Raw genomic sequence first — 18505 nt, 5'->3', positions numbered from 1 at the left:
TTATCTCACAATGACCTTGGTACCGACGTTCACCCGTTCATAGAGATCGGTGACGTCTTCGTTGCGCATGCGGATGCAACCGCTAGAAACGGAATGACCGATTGTCCAGGGCGCATTGGTGCCATGAATGCGGTAAAGCGTCGAGCCGAGATAGAGCGCGCGTGCTCCGAGCGGATTGGCAACGCCGCCCTCCATGTGCGCCGGGATGATGCGTCCCTTTAGTCGCTCGCGTTCGATCATCTGCGCAGGCGGATACCAGTCGGGCCATTCAGCCTTGCGGCTGATCGCATTGGTGCCCGACCAGCCAAAACCTTCCTTGCCGACGCCGACGCCATAACGCTGCGCGGTTCCACCCGCCTCGACCAGATACAGAAACCGTTGCGATGTATCGATCACGATGGTGCCAGGCTTTTCCGGCCCGTCATAGGCAACCGTTTGCGGCAGGAATTTCGGATCCATGCCCCGCTGTTTCGGCGGGGTGTCGGCAGCCGGCTGTTCAGGCCGTTGAAACGAAACTTCACGAACGGCCGGATTTGCGCCGACGTCTCGGCGAACCGCGCGGCGGTCCCGTTGCTTTACTGCGCGTACCGGTGGATCACTGAAGACCACATAGCCGCGAGGATTGACCGGCGCGCCGACTGGCCTTTGGCGCAGTTGCATCACCCAGGGCGCCGTAAGGTCGGGGCTCATGACCACAGGCGGCCTTGTTGCGTAACGCTCGCTGGCTATCGCACCGGGCACATTGGCCACGACCAGGCAGGATGTCAGAAGCAGCAAGGCAGTTTTCATTTTGATTGTTCTCAAAAACTCTGCTGACAGGATTTGTCAGCTTTCGGGTTGAGTTTGCCCGCGCCGGGGTAGAAAAAAGTGAATCGCTATCGATAAAATGCGATTTTTTGTCGAAACTATTTGGTGTGGTTACCAGCTGGTTTTCAGAACTGGTTAACGTCCAGTGAAACATTCGAAGGGTAGGCAATATGCAAGATGATGTCCCGGTCAAGACTGGTCTGATGACAGGCGAGGATGGCGTCACCCGTTGCTTCTGGCCGGGCACTCTTCCGGAATATGTTCACTATCACGATCACGAGTGGGGCAGGCCGGTTACGGATGATACGCGCTTGTTCGAGAAAATATGTCTCGAAGGCTTCCAGTCGGGTCTTTCCTGGCTGACCATATTACGCAAACGAGAGAATTTTCGCGAGGCGTTCGACGGTTTCGACTATCGCCGCATCGCCCGCTATGGCGAGAAGGATGTCGACCGGCTGCTCGCCAATGCAGGTATTATTCGCCATCGCGGCAAGATCAATTCCGCAATCAACAATGCCAATCGCGCGATTGAACTCGTTAAAGAGACGGGATCGCTTGCTGCCTATTTCTGGACCTTCGAGCCTCCGGCAGACGAGCGTCCCAAGGTGGTCGACTATCCGACGCTTGTTGCAAACCCCACCTCGCCGACTTCGATCCGCTTGTCCAAGGATTTGAAGAAGCTTGGCTGGAGTTTCGTCGGCCCGACGACGATGTATGCGCATATGCAGGCCATGGGCCTCGTCAACGATCATATAGAAGGCTGCAAATGCCGTCAGGAAATAGAAAAGCTGCGTAAAGATTTCAAGCGACCCGTCCCGTCCTCGTAGCTCTCAAATCGCTGCGGCTTCATCAATCCTTGCCCTTGATGCACTGATCGGCTAGAGCAAACCCGCTTCAGCAATCAAGAAATTTCAAGGTTCCATCATGGCAACGAAAGCAGATAGAGTTAAGGCACGGCTGCCACGAGGATTCGTGGATCGTGTGCCGGAGGATCTGCGCGCTGCCGAAAAGATGATGGCGGAAATTCGCAAGGTCTACGAACTCTACGGCTTCGAGCCCGTTGAAACGCCGCTCATCGAATACACCGATGCGCTGGGCAAGTTCTTGCCGGATCAGGATCGTCCCAACGAAGGCGTGTTTTCGTTTCAGGACGACGATGAGCAATGGCTGTCGCTGCGCTACGATCTGACTGCGCCGCTGGCGCGTTACGTCGCCGAAAATTTCGAGAGCATTCCCAAACCCTATCGCAGCTATCGCGCCGGCTGGGTATTCCGCAACGAGAAGCCGGGTCCGGGCCGCTTCCGCCAGTTCATGCAGTTCGATGCCGATACGGTCGGCGCACCATCCGTCTCGGCGGATGCGGAAATGTGCATGATGATGGCCGATGTCATGGAAGCGCTGGGCATCAAGCGCGGTGACTATGTCATCCGGGTCAACAACCGCAAAGTTTTGGACGGCGTGCTCGACGCGATCGGCCTGGATGGTGACGAGAACAGCGGCAAGCGTTTGGTCGTATTGCGCGCAATCGACAAACTGGACAAATTCGGTCCCGATGGTGTGCGCGAATTGCTGGGCAAAGGCCGTCTCGATGAAAGCGGTGATTACACCAAGGGCGCAGGTCTAGACGAGGCGGCTATTGCCAAGGTAATCGATTTCACCTCCGCAGGTGGCGCAACGGGCGGCGAGACGATTGCCAACCTTGAACGTGTTGTTACCGGCAATGATAAGGGCGTAGAGGGGGTTGTAGAACTTACAACAATTGAAGCGCTTTGCTCGGCAGCGGGCTATGAAGGCCGTGTCAAGATTGATCCCTCCGTCGTGCGCGGTCTGGAATATTACACCGGTCCCGTATTCGAGGCAGAACTGACCTTCGACGTCACCAACGAAAAAGGCGAAAAGGTGGTTTTCGGCTCCGTCGGCGGCGGTGGCCGTTATGACGGGCTTGTCTCCCGCTTCCGCAGCGAGCCGGTTCCCGCAACCGGCATCTCCATCGGCGTTTCGCGCCTCATGACTGCTTTAAGAAATCTCGGCAAGCTCGATACGTCGGATAATATTGGCCCGATCGTCGTGCTCGTCATGGACAGGGATACGGCTAGCCTTGGCCGCTATCAGAAGATGGTGTCGGACCTTCGCCAGGCCGGCATTCGCGCTGAAATGTATCTTGGCGGGTCCGGCATGAAGCCGCAGATGAAATATGCCGATCGCCGCGGTGCACCTTGCGTGATCATTCAGGGGTCGCAGGAGCGCGACAATGGCGAGGTGCAGATCAAGGACCTGATCGAGGGCGCGCGTCTTTCGGCGGAAATCGAGGACAATGTCACGTGGCGTGAGGGCCGTCCCGCACAGATCACAGCCAAGGAAAGCGATCTGGTCACCGAGGTGCGCAAGATCCTTGAGGCGCAGGCGGAAGATCGCGCCAATGCGGCGAAGGCCGTTTGAATTCGGATGGTCGCCTCCAGAGCCCCAGCTTTTTCCGATGAACTCGCCGCGTTGATTTCGGGGCGGGATGCTGAGCTCGTTGATATTCCCGTTATTCAGCCTGCCGACCAGTTCCTCGACATGGCGGGCGAAGACTTGCGCCGCCGCATCTTTTTGACGGAAAACGAAAACGGCGAGAGCCTGTGTCTCCGACCGGAATTCACGATTCCCGTTTGCCGCAATCATATCGAACGTAACGCCGCGACGCCAAAACGCTATGCCTATCTGGGCGAGGTGTTCCGCCAGCGCCGCGAGGGCGGTAACGAGTTTTTCCAGGCCGGCATAGAGGATCTCGGTGATGCCAACCGGGCTCGTGCTGATGCACGTTCGCTAGCCGATGCTATTGCCGCGATCCGCGTTATTGCTCCCGATGCACAACTCGAAACCCTGCTCGGCGACCAGGCGATTTTCGAGTCGGTGCTGGCGGCGCTCGGCCTGCCGCGAGGCTGGCAAAAAAAGCTCGCGCGCGCCTTTGGTAATCCCGGTCAATTGAAGGGTTTGCTCAAGGACCTATCGTCGGACCGGCAAAGCGATGCGCTACCAGATCATCTCGCGGCACTGGTCGAAAAAGGCGATGAAGCTGTACTTGCTGCTGCACTCGAAAAGGATATGCGGGTTGCTGGTATTTCGCCGGCCGCCGGTCGCGCACCTGTCGAAATCGCGCGCCGCTTGATCGAAAAGGCAGCGCTTGCTTCGGTACGGCTGCCCGCCAAGGCCTTCTCTGCTTTGGAGAGCTTTCTTGCGATCCGCGTGCCACTGCGATCGGCCGCCGGTGAATTGCTCAGTTTCGCGCGCGCCAACGAGTTTGATCTTGGGCCTGCACTGGAACAATTCGAAGCGCGGGCGGCCTCGGTCGTCGAAGCGGGCATCGGAGATGAGACGATTATCTATGACGCCGCGTTCGGACGCCCGCTCGATTACTATACCGGTCTGGTCTATGAAACGCGCGCGCTGAAGCATATTGACCTCGGCGCGATCGTGGGTGGCGGCCGTTATGACCGGTTGCTGACAATGCTGGGAGCCGTTGGCTCCATTCCAGGTGTCGGATTCTCGATCTGGCTCGACAGGCTTGAACAGATCGCGGGAGAAGAAAAATGACGGTTACCTTGGCCCTTCCATCCAAAGGCCGTCTCAAGGATCAGGCGCTTGGTGTGCTTGAAAGCGCCGGTCTCAGCGTGATCCTCCCCAAGGACCAACGCAACTACCGGGCGCAGGTCAAAGGCGAAAGCCAGATCGATATACTGTTTCTCTCCGCATCCGAAATTGCACGCGAGCTTGGCTATGGCAGTGTAGATCTGGGCATAACAGGTGAAGATCTGATCCGCGAGACTTTGTCGTCCGCCGATGAGCGTGTTCAGATCGAAGCCCGGCTCGGTTTCGGCCAAGCGGACGTTGTGGTCGCGGTGCCAGAGGTCTGGTACGACGTATCGAGCATGGCCGATCTTGATGACGTTGCCGCTGATTTCCGCCAGCGCCATGGCCGGCGTCTGCGCATTGCCACTAAATATTGGCGTCTCACACAGCAGTTCTTTTCGCAGATGCATGGCATTCAGGTCTATCGCATCGTCGAGAGTCTTGGCGCCACCGAGGGCGCCCCGGCTTCGGGCTCGGCTGATATTATCGTCGACATCACATCGACAGGATCGACGCTGCAAGCCAATCATCTCAAGGTTCTTGACGACGGAATAATCCTCCAATCGGAAGCCTGTCTGGTTTCGTCACGTGGTACAGCCGAGGCTAGCGCAGTCGAAAAACTGTCGCGGCGCATCGAGGCCGCTTTGAACAAAGGCTGATTTTCATCAACTTTCCGTGATTCCAGGCTGGTTGTGTAACCTTTCCGGCCGTCCTTACGTATCTCCCTGCAGAAACCGGTTATTATCGGTACATTGGCACAGGGAGTTCAGCCATGATGACACGTCGAACGCTTTTTGGCGGTGCTATAGCAGGGCTTGGTGCGTTCGTGGCCACGCGCTTTGCGAGCGGACCCGCCGCCCATGCAGCCGGCTCTTTCGAAGTTGAGCATTCCGATGCGGAATGGAAAAAGCTGCTGACGCCGGAGCAGTACGATGTGTTGCGGCAGGAGGGCACAGAGCGTCCCTTTTCGAGCCCGTTGGATCATGAGAAACGCAAAGGCACGTTTGCATGTGCCGGTTGCGATTTACCGCTCTTCGATTCAGATACGAAGTTCGATAGCGGCACTGGCTGGCCAAGTTTTTGGATGCCGATGAAGGGCGCCGTCAATGAGGAGACGGATCGGTCGTTTGGCATGGCGCGCACCGCGGTCTCGTGCCATCGCTGCGGCGGTCACCTTGGGCATGTTTTCGATGATGGCCCAAAACCGACGGGCCTGCGCTATTGCATGAATGGCGTTGCGTTGAAATTCAAACCTGTCGCTGCGTAAGCGCTAGAAGGACAAAACCTATGAAACTTCGTCAAATTCTGCTCGCCACGGCGGTTCTATTGGCTCCCGGATTTGCTCTTGCCGGGGAGGATGTCACCATGGTGCCACCGCCCGCGCTCGACCAAACTATGCCCGCCAAAAACGAGACCATCGTCCTCGCCGGCGGCTGCTTCTGGGGCGTCCAAGGCGTTTACCAGCACATGAAGGGTGTATCCAGCGCCGTTTCTGGCTACTCCGGCGGCAAGAAGGAAACGGCGAGCTATGAGATTGTCAGCGGCGGCGACACCGGGCATGCTGAATCGGTCGAGGTGACTTTTGACCCCAAGGCTGTCAGCCTTGGCAAAATCCTGCAGGTTTATTTCTCGGTGGTTCACAATCCGACGGAACTCAATCGTCAGGGGCCGGATTCGGGGACGCAGTATCGCTCGGCGATTTTCACAACCAGTGCCGATCAGGAAAAGGTAGCCAAGGCTTACATCGCCCAGCTTGATAAGGCGAAGGTCTATTCTGACCCGATCGTTACCAAAGTCTCGTCGCTTGAAAAGTTTTATCCGGCCGAGGCCTATCATCAGGACTACGCCACGATCAATCCGACACAGCCCTATATCGCCTATTACGATTTGCCAAAAATCGAAAACCTGAGCAAACTGTTCCCGCAGGACTACCGCGACAAGCCCGTATTGGTCAGCGAAGTGAAAGCTTCGAACTGAATCCCGCTGGTTCGATAGAAAAAAGGCCGCAATGAGCGGCCTTTTTTACATTCGGTCAAATGGGATCAGCCGCGCTTGGCGTCTACTGAAAGAGCGCCTGCCCCGTACTGGGCGAGAACGAAGAAGCCACCGGCTATGGCAAGGTTCTTGAAGAAGTTGATCTGGTTCGCTTGGTCCCATGGCACCAGATGCGCGACTAATGCGCTAGCAATCGCGAAAATACCGAGCAAAATAGCCGCATATCGAGTTTTGAAACCAATAAGTATAGCTAGTCCGCCCAGCAGTTCGATCAAACCTACAACCACAGCTGTAACAGTTGGCACTGGCAGGCCCAATCCTGCAAAAAATCCTGCCGTACCCCCGATATTAGACAGCTTGCCGAAGCCAGCAGGAATGAACAGAATCGAAAGTAGAATACGACTGATTAGTGTAACTAGGGCATTGTTAGACATAAGAAATCTCTCCGGGTTTGGCGTTGACCCCCCAATAGCTAAATCCGATTGTCAAACAAAGCCATTATTTTCTCTACACATTGTTCACAAGAGAACGGTTTTCCAATCTCACTCTGGCGCAATCATACGTTCCGGGCGAACGAGGCGATCATAGTCTTCGGCTGAGACGTGACCACTTGCTAGGGCTTCTTCCCTCAGTGTCGTACCATTTTTGTGGGCTGTCTTGGCTATCTTGGCAGCATTGTCATAGCCGATAGCCGGAGCCAAGGCCGTGACAAGCATCAATGAACGCTCAAGCAGGTCCTTGATACGGACTTCATCCGCCTCAATACCTTCGACACAATTATCGGCAAAGGAGATCATCGCATCGGAGAGAATGCGGACTGACTGAAGCACGTTCAATGCAACCACAGGCTTGAATACATTGAGCTCGAAATGGCCCTGGCTGGCTGCGACGGTCACGGTAGCGTTGTTGCCGAACACCTGTGTGGCCACCATGGTCAGTGCTTCGGCTTGGGTCGGATTGACCTTGCCAGGCATGATTGATGAGCCCGGTTCGTTTTCGGGCAGCTTCAACTCACCGAGACCGGAGCGAGGACCGGAGCCGAGAAAACGGATGTCATTGGCAATCTTGAACAGATCGGTGGCAAGCGCATTGAGGCTGCCGTGGAAGTTTGTGAGTGCACCGTGGCTGGCCAGTGCCTCGAACTTGTTCGGGGCCGTTTTGAAGGGCAGGCCGGTAATATCGGATACGGCCTCGGCAAATCCGGTGTCGAAGCCAATTGGCGCATTGAGGCCGGTACCGACGGCGGTGCCGCCCTGTGCCAACAGGAACACGTCGGCCAAGCTTTGTTCGATGCGCTTGTGCGCGTATTCCAGCGCAGCCCGGTAGCCCGAGAATTCCTGACCAAGCGTGACTGGGGTTGCATCTTGCGTATGTGTGCGGCCGATCTTGATTATGTCTGCAAAGGCCTCTTCTTTTTTGGCCAGCGCCGCCGTCAAATGGTTCAGTGCTGGAAAGAGACGCTCTGTCGCTTCCACAGCTGTGGCAATGTGGATTGCAGTCGGAAACGTATCGTTCGACGATTGGCTCATATTGACGTGATCATTGGGATGAACCGGCTTTTTCGAGCCCTTTGTTCCACCCAGCATCTCGATGGCGCGATTGGAGATCACCTCATTGGCATTCATGTTCGACTGCGTGCCCGATCCCGTCTGCCAGACGACGAGCGGGAAATGTTCATCCAGCTTGCCCTCGATGACTTCTTCGGCAGCGACGGTGATGGCGCGGCCAATTACTTCGTCGAGCTTGCCAAGTGCCATGTTGGTTTCCGCGGCGGCGCGCTTCGCTATACCGAGAGCACGTACAAGCGGGATCGGCATTCTTTCGCCGCCGATTTTGAAATTGTGCAGTGAGCGTTCGGTTTGTGCGCCCCAATATTTGTCCGAGGCAACTTCGATCGGGCCAAAAGTATCTGTTTCGGTACGCGTAGAGCTCATCATGCACTTTTCCTGATGGGAGTTGGCAGATCACTACTGCGAAGCTCGACGGTAGGCAAGGTTCGAGCGGCAAATGTTGGCCGGAAAACTATGCCATGCTAAGTTAAAATCGATTAGAGCATGCAGGGAGGACAGGGCATGGCGACGCATGAAGCGCGAACCCTTCAAATTTCCATTCAGCGATCTTGGCGCGACGTCTATGACTACGCAAGCATCCCGGAAAACCTGCCGGAATGGGCCTCCGGGCTAACTTCTGCTTTGCAAAAGTCGGGCGAGGAATGGCTGGCGGACAGTCCTGCCGGTAAGCTCAGGCTACGTTTTGCACCGCCAAACCAGCTCGGCGTTCTCGATCACTGGGTCATCACCGAAACTGGCGAGGAGGTTTATATTCCATTGCGGGTTGTCGCCAACGGAGAAAATTCGGAGGTGACATTCACTTTATTCCGGCTGCCGGGAATGGACGACGAAAAATTCACTGCAGACGCGGCCTGGGTGATGCGTGACCTGCAGAAACTCAAGGACGTGCTCGAAGCACAACTTGTGGCGTGAGGTGAAAAATGGCGAATTCAGGCAGGGACAAGCGTATCGACTATATCGAATTCAACGTGAAGGACATTGCGCGGGCTCGCAGTTTCTATGGCAGTATATTCGGCTGGACGTTCACCGACTACGGTGCCGATTACTGCGAGTTTTCCGATGGTAATCTCAAAGGCGGATTTGCCAATGCCGGCGACGTCAAACCGGGTGGCGGTCCCTTGGTCATCTTCTTCGCCGACGATCTTGCGGATACATTGAAGCGGGTTGAAAAGGGGGGCGGCAAGATCGTCAAGCCGATCTTCAATTTCCCCGGCGGGCGCCGCTTTCACTTCACCGATCCGGAGGGTTACGAATTGGCGGTCTGGTCCGACAAATGAGCGGCCACTTGCGCGGCCGCTCTTCAATGGTCAAGCTGCGCGGGCTGTTTTAAGGGCGTTTGCCCACAGGACAAGCTGGTCGAGCTGGTTGTTGGCCGCTTCATTGAGGTGTTCATAGTCGGCAAGCTTCTTCTCGCCCTTGACCACAGTGAGATATTCGGGGAAGGAGATGTGGATACCGGTTTTGACTGACGCGGCACTCATTTCCACGAAAACCAGTCGAAGATGCTCGATTGCGCGGGCGCCGCCAACGCCGCCATAGCCGACAAATCCAACCGGCTTGTGAATGAACTCACCAAGATCGATAGCATTCTTCAGAACTGCGGTCGGGCCGTGGTTGTATTCCGCAACGGTGACAACAAAACCGTCGAACTCACGCAGTTTCTTTTTCCAGCGCTCTGCCGTCTCGGTTTGGGCGGTCGACGTGCGCTCTTCACCGAAGAAGTGCATAGGATAGTCGAGCAAATCGAGGATTTCGACTTCGATATCGTCACGTTTGCCGGCTATTTCGGCGATCCACTTGGCCGGAAATTCGGCGAAACGGCCGATCCGCGTGCTGCCAACGATGATGCCGATTTTTGCTTTAGCCATATTGAGAAATCCTTTGTCTTGGGATGGTAACTATTTGTGACCGGCGCTATATAAGTGCCTGTTCGAAACGACCGCAAGGAGGCACTTTTTTGAAACCGGATCACTTTGAAGTAACCTCCGCGTGTAGCGCGGTTCATCACATTCTGGCGCGGGTCGGCGATAAATGGACGGTGCTGGTCGTCAGTTACCTCGGCAATCGCTCAATGCGATTCAACGAGTTGAAACGGGCGATCAATGGTATCTCGCAAAAGATGCTGACGAGCACATTACGTAGCCTTGAGCGCGACGGTTTCGTCACGCGAACGGTCTATCCGACCATTCCGCCACGTGTGGACTACGAGCTGACTGATCTCGGGCGTGATCTGCTGGTGCCCGTGCGGGGCCTTGGCGACTGGGCGATCAAGAACGAGCAACGTGTCAGCGAGGCCCGTGCCCGTTTCGACGCAGCCCACGGGAATGCCGAGGTACAGCCGGGATTTGCTGACGCGGCAGAATAGGGAATCTTGCCAAGCCTGTGCAAGAGTACGTTAAACGGCTGTGATAACAAAAAAGGCGGGTCGAAACCCGCCTTTTCCGTATTTGCCTGGATGAGGACTTCTTAGAAGTCCATACCGCCCATGCCGCCCATTCCGCCGCCTGGCATCTGGGGAGCGCCGCCGTTGTCCTTCTTCGGAGCTTCGGCGATCATGGCTTCGGTGGTGACGAGAAGGCCAGCAACCGACGCCGCATCCTGCAGAGCAGTACGGACAACCTTGACCGGATCGACGATGCCGAGAGCGATCAGATCGCCGTACTCGCCATTAGCCGCGTTGTAGCCGTAGGTGTCCTTCTTGTTCTCAAGGATCTTGCCAACAACGATCGAAGCTTCATCGCCCGCGTTCGTTGCGATCTGGCGAGCCGGAGCCTGCAAAGCGCGACGAACGATGTTGATGCCAGCATCCTGATCGGCATTTGCACCCTTGAGGGTAAGACCAGCCGAAGCGCGAAGGAGAGCAACGCCACCGCCAGCAACGATGCCTTCTTCAACAGCCGCACGGGTTGCGTTGAGAGCGTCGTCAACGCGGTCCTTCTTTTCCTTCACTTCTACTTCCGTTGCACCGCCAACGCGGATAACGGCAACACCGCCAGCGAGCTTGGCAAGGCGTTCCTGCAGCTTCTCACGGTCGTAGTCGGAAGTGGTTTCGTCGATCTGCTGCTTGATCTGGCCGACGCGAGCGTTGATTTCGCCCTTCTTGCCATGACCGTCAACGATCGTGGTGTTTTCCTTGGTGATCGACACCTTCTTGGCGCGGCCGAGCATGTCGAGCGTAACGCTTTCGAGCTTGATGCCGAGATCTTCGGAAATAACCTGACCACCGGTGAGGATCGCGATGTCTTCCAGCATTGCCTTGCGGCGATCGCCGAAGCCAGGAGCCTTGACGGCAGCAATCTTCAGGCCGCCACGCAGCTTGTTGACGACGAGCGTAGCAAGAGCTTCGCCTTCGACGTCTTCAGAGATGATGACGAGTGGCTTGGAGGTCTGAACAACAGCTTCAAGAACCGGCAGAAGAGCCTGGAGGTTCGAGAGCTTCTTCTCGTGGAGAAGAATGTAGGCGTCTTCGAGATCAGCAACCATCTTTTCAGGGTTGGTGACGAAGTATGGCGACAGGTAGCCGCGGTCGAACTGCATGCCTTCGACGACTTCGAGCTCGGTGTCAGCGGTCTTGGCTTCTTCAACGGTGATAACACCCTCGTTGCCGACCTTCTGCATCGCCTTGGCGATCATTTCGCCGATTTCAGTTTCGCCATTGGCAGAGATCGTGCCGACCTGCGCAACTTCTTCCGAAGTCTTGATCTTCTTGGCGCTCTTGCCGAGCTGCTTGACAACTTCAGCAACAGCAAGATCGATGCCGCGCTTCAGATCCATCGGGTTCATACCGGCAGCAACAGCCTTGCCACCTTCCTGAACGATAGCCTGGGCAAGAACAGTAGCGGTCGTGGTGCCGTCGCCAGCAATGTCGTTCGTCTTCGAAGCGACTTCACGCACCATCTGTGCGCCCATGTTTTCGAACTTGTCTTCGAGTTCGATTTCCTTGGCAACGGTTACGCCGTCCTTGGTGATGCGCGGAGCGCCAAAGGACTTGTCGATAACAACGTTACGGCCTTTCGGGCCAAGTGTTACCTTGACAGCGTCTGCAAGGATGTTGACGCCGCGCAGCATGCGCTCACGCGCGTCGCGGCCGAATTTTACTTCTTTGGAAGCCATTTTATCTCTCCTGGGATTGAACCCGGTTTGATCGAAGTTTTGTTGAAAGGTCGGTGATTAGCCGAGGATACCCAGAATGTCGGATTCCTTCATGATCAGCAGGTCTTCGCCGCCAATCTTGACTTCCGTGCCGGACCACTTGCCGAACAGGATAAGATCGCCTGCCTTGACATCGAGTGGTACGAGCTTGCCTGCTTCGTCACGAGCGCCAGTGCCTACGGAGACGATTTCGCCTTCCTGTGGCTTTTCCTTGGCAGTATCCGGAATGATGATGCCGCCTGCAGTCTTTGCTTCGGATTCGACGCGGCGTACTACGACGCGGTCGTGAAGCGGGCGGAACTTGGTCTTGGCCATGGTTAGAACCCTTGATGTTGGTGTCAAAACGATGTCGCGAACAGCTGCGCCATCCGCGTTATTAGCACTCGACAGAGGTGAGTGCTAACTGCGGCCGGAGATAGTGGGATGACACTGAAGAGTCAAGGGAAAGCTGCGATGAATCTTTTCTGCGGTGAACTCAAAATCGGCAATCGCAAGGCACGCGCAAGTACTGCAGCCAAGCCTTTATTCCATATAAATGTGATGTATTGATGAAACGAAGAGTCAGGCTGCTTCCTTGTCGACAGCGAGATTGGCATCACCCCATGCCTTCAAGGCGTTGATAACCGGCTCCAGACTACGGCCGCGCTCCGAAAGCGAATACTCGACCTTGGGCGGCACCTCGGCATAAACCTTGCGTATGATCAGCCCATCAGCTTCCAATTCGCGCAGCTGGTTGGTCAGCATGCGCTGCGTGACATTGACTAGCTTGCGGCGAATTTCATTGAACCGCAGCGTACCTGACATGAGATGGTAAAGGATCACGCCTTTCCACTTGCCATCGATCAAGTTGAGAACACCTTCGACCGGGCAGCCAGCGGAGCAATCAAACGTCTTGTGGCGCACGCGGGGCATCACGGTATCCTTTTTGACACTATATACAATATATGTGCATTCTTGCACTTACATAGCATAAGGCGCATCTGACCCAGATCAACTTATTTGGAGAAAGCCCATGCGCGCTGTCGCCTATTTCGAATCACAACCCATCACCGCTGAAACTTCATTGGTCGATATCAACCTGCCGAAGCCCGAAGCAAGTGGCAGAGACCTGTTGGTTGAGGTGAGGGCGATATCTGTCAATCCCGTCGACACCAAGGTCCGGGTCAGGGTAAAACCGGAAGGGGGAACGCCCCAGGTACTTGGCTGGGATGCGTCAGGCGTTGTAGCCGCAGTGGGTCCCGAGGCACAATTCTTCAAGCCGGGTGATGAAGTGTTCTACGCTGGAGTGATCGATCGTCCCGGCACGAACTCAGAATTTCACCTCGTCGATGAGCGTATCGTCGGCAAAAAACCATCATCGCTGAGCTTCAGCGCCGCGGCCGCCTTACCGCTGACATCGATTACCGCGTGGGAAACCCTGTTCGACCGATTGGATGTCGAGAAGCCGGTGCTCGGCGCTGCCAATGCCATTGTCATTATCGGCGGGGCAGGAGGTGTAGGTTCAATCGCCATTCAGCTTGCAAGGAAGCTGACGAATCTCACTGTTGTCGCCACTGCATCGCGTCCCGAGACGAAGACCTGGGTCAAGGAGCTTGGTGCTCATCACGTCATTGATCATTCAAGGCCTATCGCAGCACAAGTAGAAGCGCTGGGTATAGACGCTCCGGGATTCGTGTTCTCAACCACCAACTCCGACGCGCATCTTGCCGAAGTCGCCACGCTGATCGCGCCGCAGGGCCGGTTCGCACTGATTGATGATCCGAAGACACTCGATGTCATGTTGTTGAAGCGCAAGAGCATATCGCTGCATTGGGAGCTGATGTTTACACGGGCGCTGTTCAAGACCCCTGATATGGATGCTCAGCATCGAATTTTGAACAAGGTGTCGGAACTCGTTGACGAAGGGACGATCAAAACAACTCTCGCCGATGACTTCGGCAAGATCAACGCCACCAATCTCAAGAGAGCACATGCATTCATAGAAAGCGGCCGCGCCAAGGGCAAGATTGTTCTGTCCGGGTTCTGAGCACGGCAACTACGCTGGGTATATGAGTAGAAGCGCCCAAAAGAGCAGCGTCAATCCTCGCCGCTCTCTTCACAAACGTGATGCGCCATATCGACAAGCATGTCGCTGACATGCTTGTCGGCGAGCTCATAGAAAATCTGCTTGGCCTGCCGGTTGCCGCGTACCAGCCGTGCACCGCGCAACAGGCGCAAATGGTGGCTTACCAGCGATTGCGACAGATCGAGGCTCGTCGCTATATCACCGACTGATCTCGGCTCGTCGAGGCAGAAGAACAGGATGCGCAGCCGCGTCGGATCGCCAAGCAGCCGAAACGTCTCTGCGAGGATCGTCGTATCGAGCTGCGATGGAATTGCTGCCTTGCTCAATGTTTATGATCCTCGTGACCATGACTATACGGCGCATGGTTGTGATCTGCGTGATCGTGACTTGAATCAGCGTGGCCGTGATCAGCCGGTTCCGTTCCGAGGCAGCAGTTGTCCGCGGCGTTGTCCGGCCAATCGATAGCGACTGTCGAATGTTCGATGTCGAATTTCGTCCTGAGCTCGATCTCGACCCGTTTGACCAGCAGCCTTGGATCAGCGTCCGGCGCAGGCAAAACGTGCAGTGTGCAAAGCGCCTTGCCCGAAGTGATCATCCAGACATGCACGTGCCGGACATTGGCGAGACCGGGGACGGTCTGTTTCAAATGCTGTTCAATCTCTTCCGGCGAGGCGTTCGCCGGCGCACCTTCGAGAAGAATATGCATTGAATTTCGCAGCAATGCCCAGGCACTGCGCAGGATAAGCAGGCATACGAAGACCGAGAGGATGGGATCTATCGGCGTCCAGTCCGTATAATAGATGACGATAGCGGCGATGATTGTCCCGACGGAACCAAGCAGATCGCCCAGCACATGCAGGATCGCGCCCTTGATATTGACGTGGTCGCTGTCGCCGCGCGTAAGAATCCAGAATACGGCAATATTGATGAGAAGCCCGATCGTCGCCACGATCAGCATCGGCCCTGCCAGTACTTCACCGGGGTTGCGGAAGCGATCAATTGCTTCGATGGTAATCCAGATCAAGATAGCGAAGAGCGCTATGGCATTCATCAGCCCGGCAATGACTTCAAAGCGCAAATAGCCGAATGTGCGCCGCTCATCTGCGGCCCGTTTGCCGAAATGGAATGCCGCATAGGACAGAGCCAGCGCAGCGGCATCGGTCACCATGTGACCCGCGTCGGCGATCAGCGCCAGCGAACCGGACAATAAACCGCCGATGACCTCGACGATCATGAAGGCGAATGTAATGAAAAACGCAATCAACACCTTGCGCTGATTATCCACCGTGATCTTCGGCGCGTGGTCGTGGCCTTCGTGGGAATGTGACATAGCTTGCTCTATTAATGACAAACATATAAATACTTGTTCATATGTATGATGTCAATGTTGCCATCCAAAACAATCGCCGATGATCATGGGTGACACATTTCAAGCAATCGGGTAAGCGATGTCGGGCTTCACGTTCTCGGAAAGGATCGGCATGACCGATATGATACATTTGCAGCGTCTCGACGAATTGATGGATCGTTACGATGTCCTCCTCTGCGATGTTTGGGGCGTTCTGCACAATGGCGTGGATTCGTTTGCTTCCGCATCAGCAGCTCTTTCACGTGCGCGGAAAGCCGGTCTGACGGTCGTCCTTATAACCAATGCACCGCGCCGTTTTGATAGCGTCGCACAGCAGATACACGCGCTTGGCGTGCCCGAATCTTCCTACGATCGCATTGTCACATCGGGGGACGTGACGCGCGAATTGATCCGCAATGCGCCGCGCCACGTCTTTCACCTTGGGCCTGAGCGCGATGAAACACTGTATGAAGGGCTGGACGTCGAACTTGTCGAGGAACGCGAAGCAGACGTCGTCGTGTGCACCGGATTCTTTGACGATGAGACGGAAACACCGGAGGACTATGCCGAAATGCTCACTCGATTCCGGTCGCGTGATCTGCCGTTCATTTGCGCCAATCCGGATATTGTCGTCGAACGCGGCGACCGCCTCATATGGTGCGCGGGAGCGCTTGCACGCGACTATAGCCAACTCGGTGGCCGGACACTGATTGCCGGCAAGCCGCATCGCCCAATCTACGAGGCCGCTGTTGCCGGTGCTAGGGAGGTGCGCGGCGAGCCTGTCGATCCCGCGCGCGTCCTCGCTATCGGCGATGGTATGCTGACTGACATCAAGGGCGCCGACCTTTTCGGGATCGATGCTCTCTATATTTCCGGTGGTATCCACGCGGGAGACTACGTCATGGGCGGCGTTCAAGACCTTGAGAAACTGCTTGCATTTCTGGCCAAGCACGGCAGCAATCCTGTGGCCACAATGACAATGCTGGCCTGAGGCTAAAGTTCATGTCGATCCTGCGTCTGAGCGATCCGAACCATTTGCCCGAGCACCTCAAAGATGCCATTGTCGCGATTGGCAATTTTGATGGTGTGCATCGCGGTCACCAGGCTGTGCTGGAACGTGCGCTCGAAGCGGCGCGGGCTGCGAGGAAGCCTTCCCTCGTGCTGACTTTCGAGCCGCATCCGCGCAGCGTGTTTGTACCGGATCAGCCGGTCGACCGCTTGACCCCGGCCGCCGAGAAAGCCTCCATTCTCGAAGCACTGGGTTTTGATGCGGTGGTCGAGTGCCACTTTACCCGCGAGTTTTCGCAGCTGACTGCAGACGTGTTTGTAGACCGGATACTGGTCGACGCCCTGGCAGCGAGCCGCATCGTTACTGGTTTTGATTTTCATTTCGGCAAGAACCGTCAGGGCGGACCCGCCTTTCTGATGGATGCCGGCGAAAAGCGTGGCTTTCACGTCACACTGGTTGATGCCTTCCGCGATGAGGGCGGCCACGCAATCTCATCGAGCCGTATTCGCGAACTTTTCGGCGAAGGGGAGGTGGTGGAGGCAGCGGGTCTACTCGGTTATCGCCACCGTATTCGGGCAGAGGTCATTCGCGGCAAACAGCTCGGCCGCACCATTGGATTTCCGACGGCCAACATGGTTTTGCCGCCCGAGACTCATCTCAAGCATGGCATTTACGCCGTGCGCTTCCGCAGGGCTGACGGCACACTCTACGATGGCGTTGCCAGCTTCGGCCGGCGGCCGACAGTCGACACAGATGGTGAACCGCTGCTCGAAACCTATGTCTTCGATTTCAACGGCGATCTCTATGGTGAGACCTGCGCTGTATCATTCTTTGGTTATCTGCGCGGTGAGGAAAAATTCGACGGCCTGGAACCGATGATGCAGCAAATTAAGCGTGATGAAGAGGAATCGCGGGCCTTGCTGCAGGGTGTGCGGCCATTGTCGGCGCTCGACCGGACGATCAACTTCGATTGAATTGGTAAATTGTTTACCAAGACAATAAAGCCAATTTTATCTATCTTTCGATAGTTTCGCCAGATAGCTTGCCACCTCCCAGGCAGGGTTCCGGAGTAATTTCATGTCTATTCGCCTGATTGGCGCTCTCTCGAGCGCACTGTTTTTTGCGGGATCAACTGCAGTTTTTGCTGATGAGTATTATCCGGACAGCCAGCCAACCAGTAGCACGCGCGGAGATCATTGGTGGTCAGGTGACTGGTATCTCACGCTTGGGGCCAAAGGCTTCGTTGCTCCAAAGTATGAAGGCGCCAAGGACTATATGCTCAGCGCTGCCCCGGTTATCTCCCTTGGCCGTGCAGGTAAGTCGGTTCGTTTTTCCTCGCTCAACGACAATGCCTCCCTCGGTTTCATCGACACAGGCGTTTTCCGGGCTGGTCTCACCGGTAAACTGATCACTGGGCGCGACCGTGGTGACTCTGATGATCTCAAAGGCCTCCAGGATGTCGACTGGGGATTCGAGCTCGGTGGCTTTGCAGAATTCTATCCGACAGACAATATTCGCGGCCGGGTCGAGGTGCGGCGCGGTATCGGCGCTCATGACGGCGTCGTTGCCGATTTTGCCATCGATGCTTTCAAGGACATAACACCGACAGTGCGCGTGTCTGCGGGTCCGCGTGCAACCGTTGCCTCCAAAGACTATTTTGAGGAATATTATGGTGTGACTGCCAGCGAGTCCGTGGCGTCGGGCCTCGCACAGTATTCGCCGGGCGGCGGCCTTAAATCGCTTGGCGTCGGCGGTCAAATCACCTGGCAGACCACTGACAAGATCACCACGAGCGCCTATGCCGAGTATAGCCGGTTGATGGGACCAGCGGCAGATTCAAGCCTCGTCAGGGAACGCGGTTCGGCCAATCAGGCGACGTTGGGCGTGCAGGCAACCTACCGCTTCGACTTCGCGCTCTAAGGTGTTGAGGACGCGCACGCGAAGTT

Annotated in this window: 23 protein-coding genes; 14 read left to right on the top strand and 9 right to left on the bottom strand. The window is 56.0% G+C overall.

Annotation, left to right across the window (positions count from 1 at the left end; translation table 11 throughout):
- Window positions 1–789 carry a L,D-transpeptidase gene (locus tag LB462_RS22175; RefSeq protein WP_224512545.1) on the bottom strand — a complete coding sequence of 263 codons (789 nt, stop codon included), beginning with the start codon at window positions 787–789 and terminating at the stop codon, window positions 1–3.
- Window positions 790–977: 188 nt separating this feature from the next.
- Between LB462_RS22175 and LB462_RS22170 the strand changes: the two genes are divergently transcribed.
- The 6 genes from LB462_RS22170 to msrA all read left to right on the top strand — a co-directional run bounded on the left by LB462_RS22170 (window position 978) and on the right by msrA (window position 6396).
- Window positions 978–1634, top strand: coding sequence for a DNA-3-methyladenine glycosylase I (locus LB462_RS22170; protein ID WP_224512543.1), 657 nt, complete (start codon window positions 978–980; stop codon window positions 1632–1634).
- A 97-nt stretch (window positions 1635–1731) separates the two neighbouring features.
- Window positions 1732–3246 carry a histidine--tRNA ligase gene (gene hisS, locus LB462_RS22165; protein WP_224512541.1) on the top strand — a complete coding sequence of 505 codons (1515 nt, stop codon included), beginning with the start codon at window positions 1732–1734 and terminating at the stop codon, window positions 3244–3246.
- A 6-nt stretch (window positions 3247–3252) separates the two neighbouring features.
- Window positions 3253–4383, top strand: a complete 1131-nt coding sequence (locus LB462_RS22160; protein ID WP_224512540.1) for an ATP phosphoribosyltransferase regulatory subunit — start codon at window positions 3253–3255, stop codon at window positions 4381–4383.
- A complete protein-coding gene (gene hisG, locus LB462_RS22155; protein WP_224512538.1) occupies window positions 4380–5078 on the top strand; it encodes an ATP phosphoribosyltransferase in 699 nt (232 codons plus the stop codon). Before LB462_RS22160 ends, hisG begins: the two co-directional genes overlap by 4 nt.
- Before the next feature lie 113 nt (window positions 5079–5191).
- Window positions 5192–5686 (top strand): peptide-methionine (R)-S-oxide reductase MsrB, encoded by a 495-nt coding sequence (gene msrB, locus LB462_RS22150; protein WP_224512536.1) that lies wholly within the window; start codon window positions 5192–5194, stop codon window positions 5684–5686.
- A 20-nt stretch (window positions 5687–5706) separates the two neighbouring features.
- Entirely contained in the window at window positions 5707–6396 is a 690-nt protein-coding gene (gene msrA / locus LB462_RS22145) for a peptide-methionine (S)-S-oxide reductase MsrA (RefSeq protein WP_224512534.1), read from the top strand.
- 65 nt (window positions 6397–6461) lie between these two features.
- On the opposite strand, the gene LB462_RS22140 is transcribed toward msrA, so the two are convergent.
- Both LB462_RS22140 and fumC read right to left on the bottom strand, forming a co-directional pair.
- Complete coding sequence (locus LB462_RS22140) at window positions 6462–6848, bottom strand: DoxX family protein (RefSeq protein ID WP_224512532.1); 387 nt, start codon at window positions 6846–6848, stop codon at window positions 6462–6464.
- A gap of 108 nt (window positions 6849–6956) precedes the next feature.
- Complete coding sequence (fumC, locus tag LB462_RS22135; RefSeq protein ID WP_224512638.1) at window positions 6957–8348, bottom strand: class II fumarate hydratase; 1392 nt, start codon at window positions 8346–8348, stop codon at window positions 6957–6959.
- A gap of 138 nt (window positions 8349–8486) precedes the next feature.
- Here fumC and LB462_RS22130 point away from each other — a divergent pair, with 138 nt between their 5' ends.
- On the top strand, window positions 8487–8897 hold the full coding sequence (locus LB462_RS22130; RefSeq protein ID WP_224512530.1) for an SRPBCC family protein: 411 nt from the start codon (window positions 8487–8489) through the stop codon (window positions 8895–8897).
- Window positions 8898–8905: 8 nt separating this feature from the next.
- Window positions 8906–9262 carry a VOC family protein gene (locus LB462_RS22125; protein ID WP_224512528.1) on the top strand — a complete coding sequence of 119 codons (357 nt, stop codon included), beginning with the start codon at window positions 8906–8908 and terminating at the stop codon, window positions 9260–9262.
- Between the two features lie 30 nt (window positions 9263–9292).
- Here LB462_RS22125 and LB462_RS22120 read toward each other — a convergent pair whose 3' ends face one another.
- Window positions 9293–9853 (bottom strand): NADPH-dependent FMN reductase, encoded by a 561-nt coding sequence (locus LB462_RS22120; protein ID WP_224512526.1) that lies wholly within the window; start codon window positions 9851–9853, stop codon window positions 9293–9295.
- A gap of 89 nt (window positions 9854–9942) precedes the next feature.
- Here LB462_RS22120 and LB462_RS22115 point away from each other — a divergent pair, with 89 nt between their 5' ends.
- Window positions 9943–10350 (top strand): winged helix-turn-helix transcriptional regulator, encoded by a 408-nt coding sequence (locus tag LB462_RS22115; protein ID WP_224512524.1) that lies wholly within the window; start codon window positions 9943–9945, stop codon window positions 10348–10350.
- A 101-nt stretch (window positions 10351–10451) separates the two neighbouring features.
- Here the strand turns inward: LB462_RS22115 and groL are convergent, their stop codons facing one another.
- Both groL and groES read right to left on the bottom strand, forming a co-directional pair.
- A complete protein-coding gene (gene groL / locus LB462_RS22110) occupies window positions 10452–12098 on the bottom strand; it encodes a chaperonin GroEL (RefSeq protein WP_106715528.1) in 1647 nt (548 codons plus the stop codon).
- Window positions 12099–12155: 57 nt separating this feature from the next.
- Window positions 12156–12452, bottom strand: a complete 297-nt coding sequence (gene groES, locus LB462_RS22105) for a co-chaperone GroES (RefSeq protein WP_106715529.1) — start codon at window positions 12450–12452, stop codon at window positions 12156–12158.
- A gap of 108 nt (window positions 12453–12560) precedes the next feature.
- Here groES and LB462_RS31255 point away from each other — a divergent pair, with 108 nt between their 5' ends.
- Window positions 12561–12686, top strand: a complete 126-nt coding sequence (locus LB462_RS31255) for a hypothetical protein (RefSeq protein WP_255627196.1) — start codon at window positions 12561–12563, stop codon at window positions 12684–12686.
- Window positions 12687–12698: 12 nt separating this feature from the next.
- On the opposite strand, the gene LB462_RS22100 is transcribed toward LB462_RS31255, so the two are convergent.
- On the bottom strand, window positions 12699–13049 hold the full coding sequence (locus LB462_RS22100) for a winged helix-turn-helix transcriptional regulator (RefSeq protein ID WP_224512522.1): 351 nt from the start codon (window positions 13047–13049) through the stop codon (window positions 12699–12701).
- A gap of 100 nt (window positions 13050–13149) precedes the next feature.
- On the opposite strand from LB462_RS22100, the gene LB462_RS22095 reads away from it, so the two are divergent.
- Window positions 13150–14163 carry a zinc-binding alcohol dehydrogenase family protein gene (locus LB462_RS22095; RefSeq protein WP_224512520.1) on the top strand — a complete coding sequence of 338 codons (1014 nt, stop codon included), beginning with the start codon at window positions 13150–13152 and terminating at the stop codon, window positions 14161–14163.
- A gap of 50 nt (window positions 14164–14213) precedes the next feature.
- On the opposite strand, the gene LB462_RS22090 is transcribed toward LB462_RS22095, so the two are convergent.
- Together LB462_RS22090 and LB462_RS22085 are read right to left on the bottom strand one after the other, a co-directional pair.
- Window positions 14214–14528 carry an ArsR/SmtB family transcription factor gene (locus tag LB462_RS22090; protein WP_224512519.1) on the bottom strand — a complete coding sequence of 105 codons (315 nt, stop codon included), beginning with the start codon at window positions 14526–14528 and terminating at the stop codon, window positions 14214–14216.
- Window positions 14525–15532: a cation diffusion facilitator family transporter gene (locus LB462_RS22085; RefSeq protein ID WP_224512517.1), complete on the bottom strand. Its 1008-nt coding sequence runs from the start codon at window positions 15530–15532 to the stop codon at window positions 14525–14527. Before LB462_RS22085 ends, LB462_RS22090 begins: the two co-directional genes overlap by 4 nt.
- 160 nt (window positions 15533–15692) lie before the next feature.
- Between LB462_RS22085 and LB462_RS22080 the strand changes: the two genes are divergently transcribed.
- The 3 genes from LB462_RS22080 to LB462_RS22070 all read left to right on the top strand — a co-directional run bounded on the left by LB462_RS22080 (window position 15693) and on the right by LB462_RS22070 (window position 18479).
- Window positions 15693–16541, top strand: a complete 849-nt coding sequence (locus LB462_RS22080; RefSeq protein ID WP_224512636.1) for a TIGR01459 family HAD-type hydrolase — start codon at window positions 15693–15695, stop codon at window positions 16539–16541.
- Window positions 16542–16552: 11 nt separating this feature from the next.
- Window positions 16553–17533 (top strand): bifunctional riboflavin kinase/FAD synthetase, encoded by a 981-nt coding sequence (locus LB462_RS22075; protein ID WP_224512515.1) that lies wholly within the window; start codon window positions 16553–16555, stop codon window positions 17531–17533.
- Between the two features lie 103 nt (window positions 17534–17636).
- The gene (locus LB462_RS22070) at window positions 17637–18479 is read left to right on the top strand and encodes a MipA/OmpV family protein (protein WP_224512513.1); all 843 of its coding nucleotides are present in this window, start codon (window positions 17637–17639) and stop codon (window positions 18477–18479) included.
- The last annotated feature ends 26 nt before the right edge of the window (window positions 18480–18505 follow it).

The organism is Phyllobacterium chamaecytisi (genome assembly GCF_020164455.1).
GTDB classification, from domain to species: domain Bacteria; phylum Pseudomonadota; class Alphaproteobacteria; order Rhizobiales; family Rhizobiaceae; genus Phyllobacterium; species Phyllobacterium chamaecytisi.
This window is presented reverse-complemented; position numbering and strand designations above follow the sequence as displayed.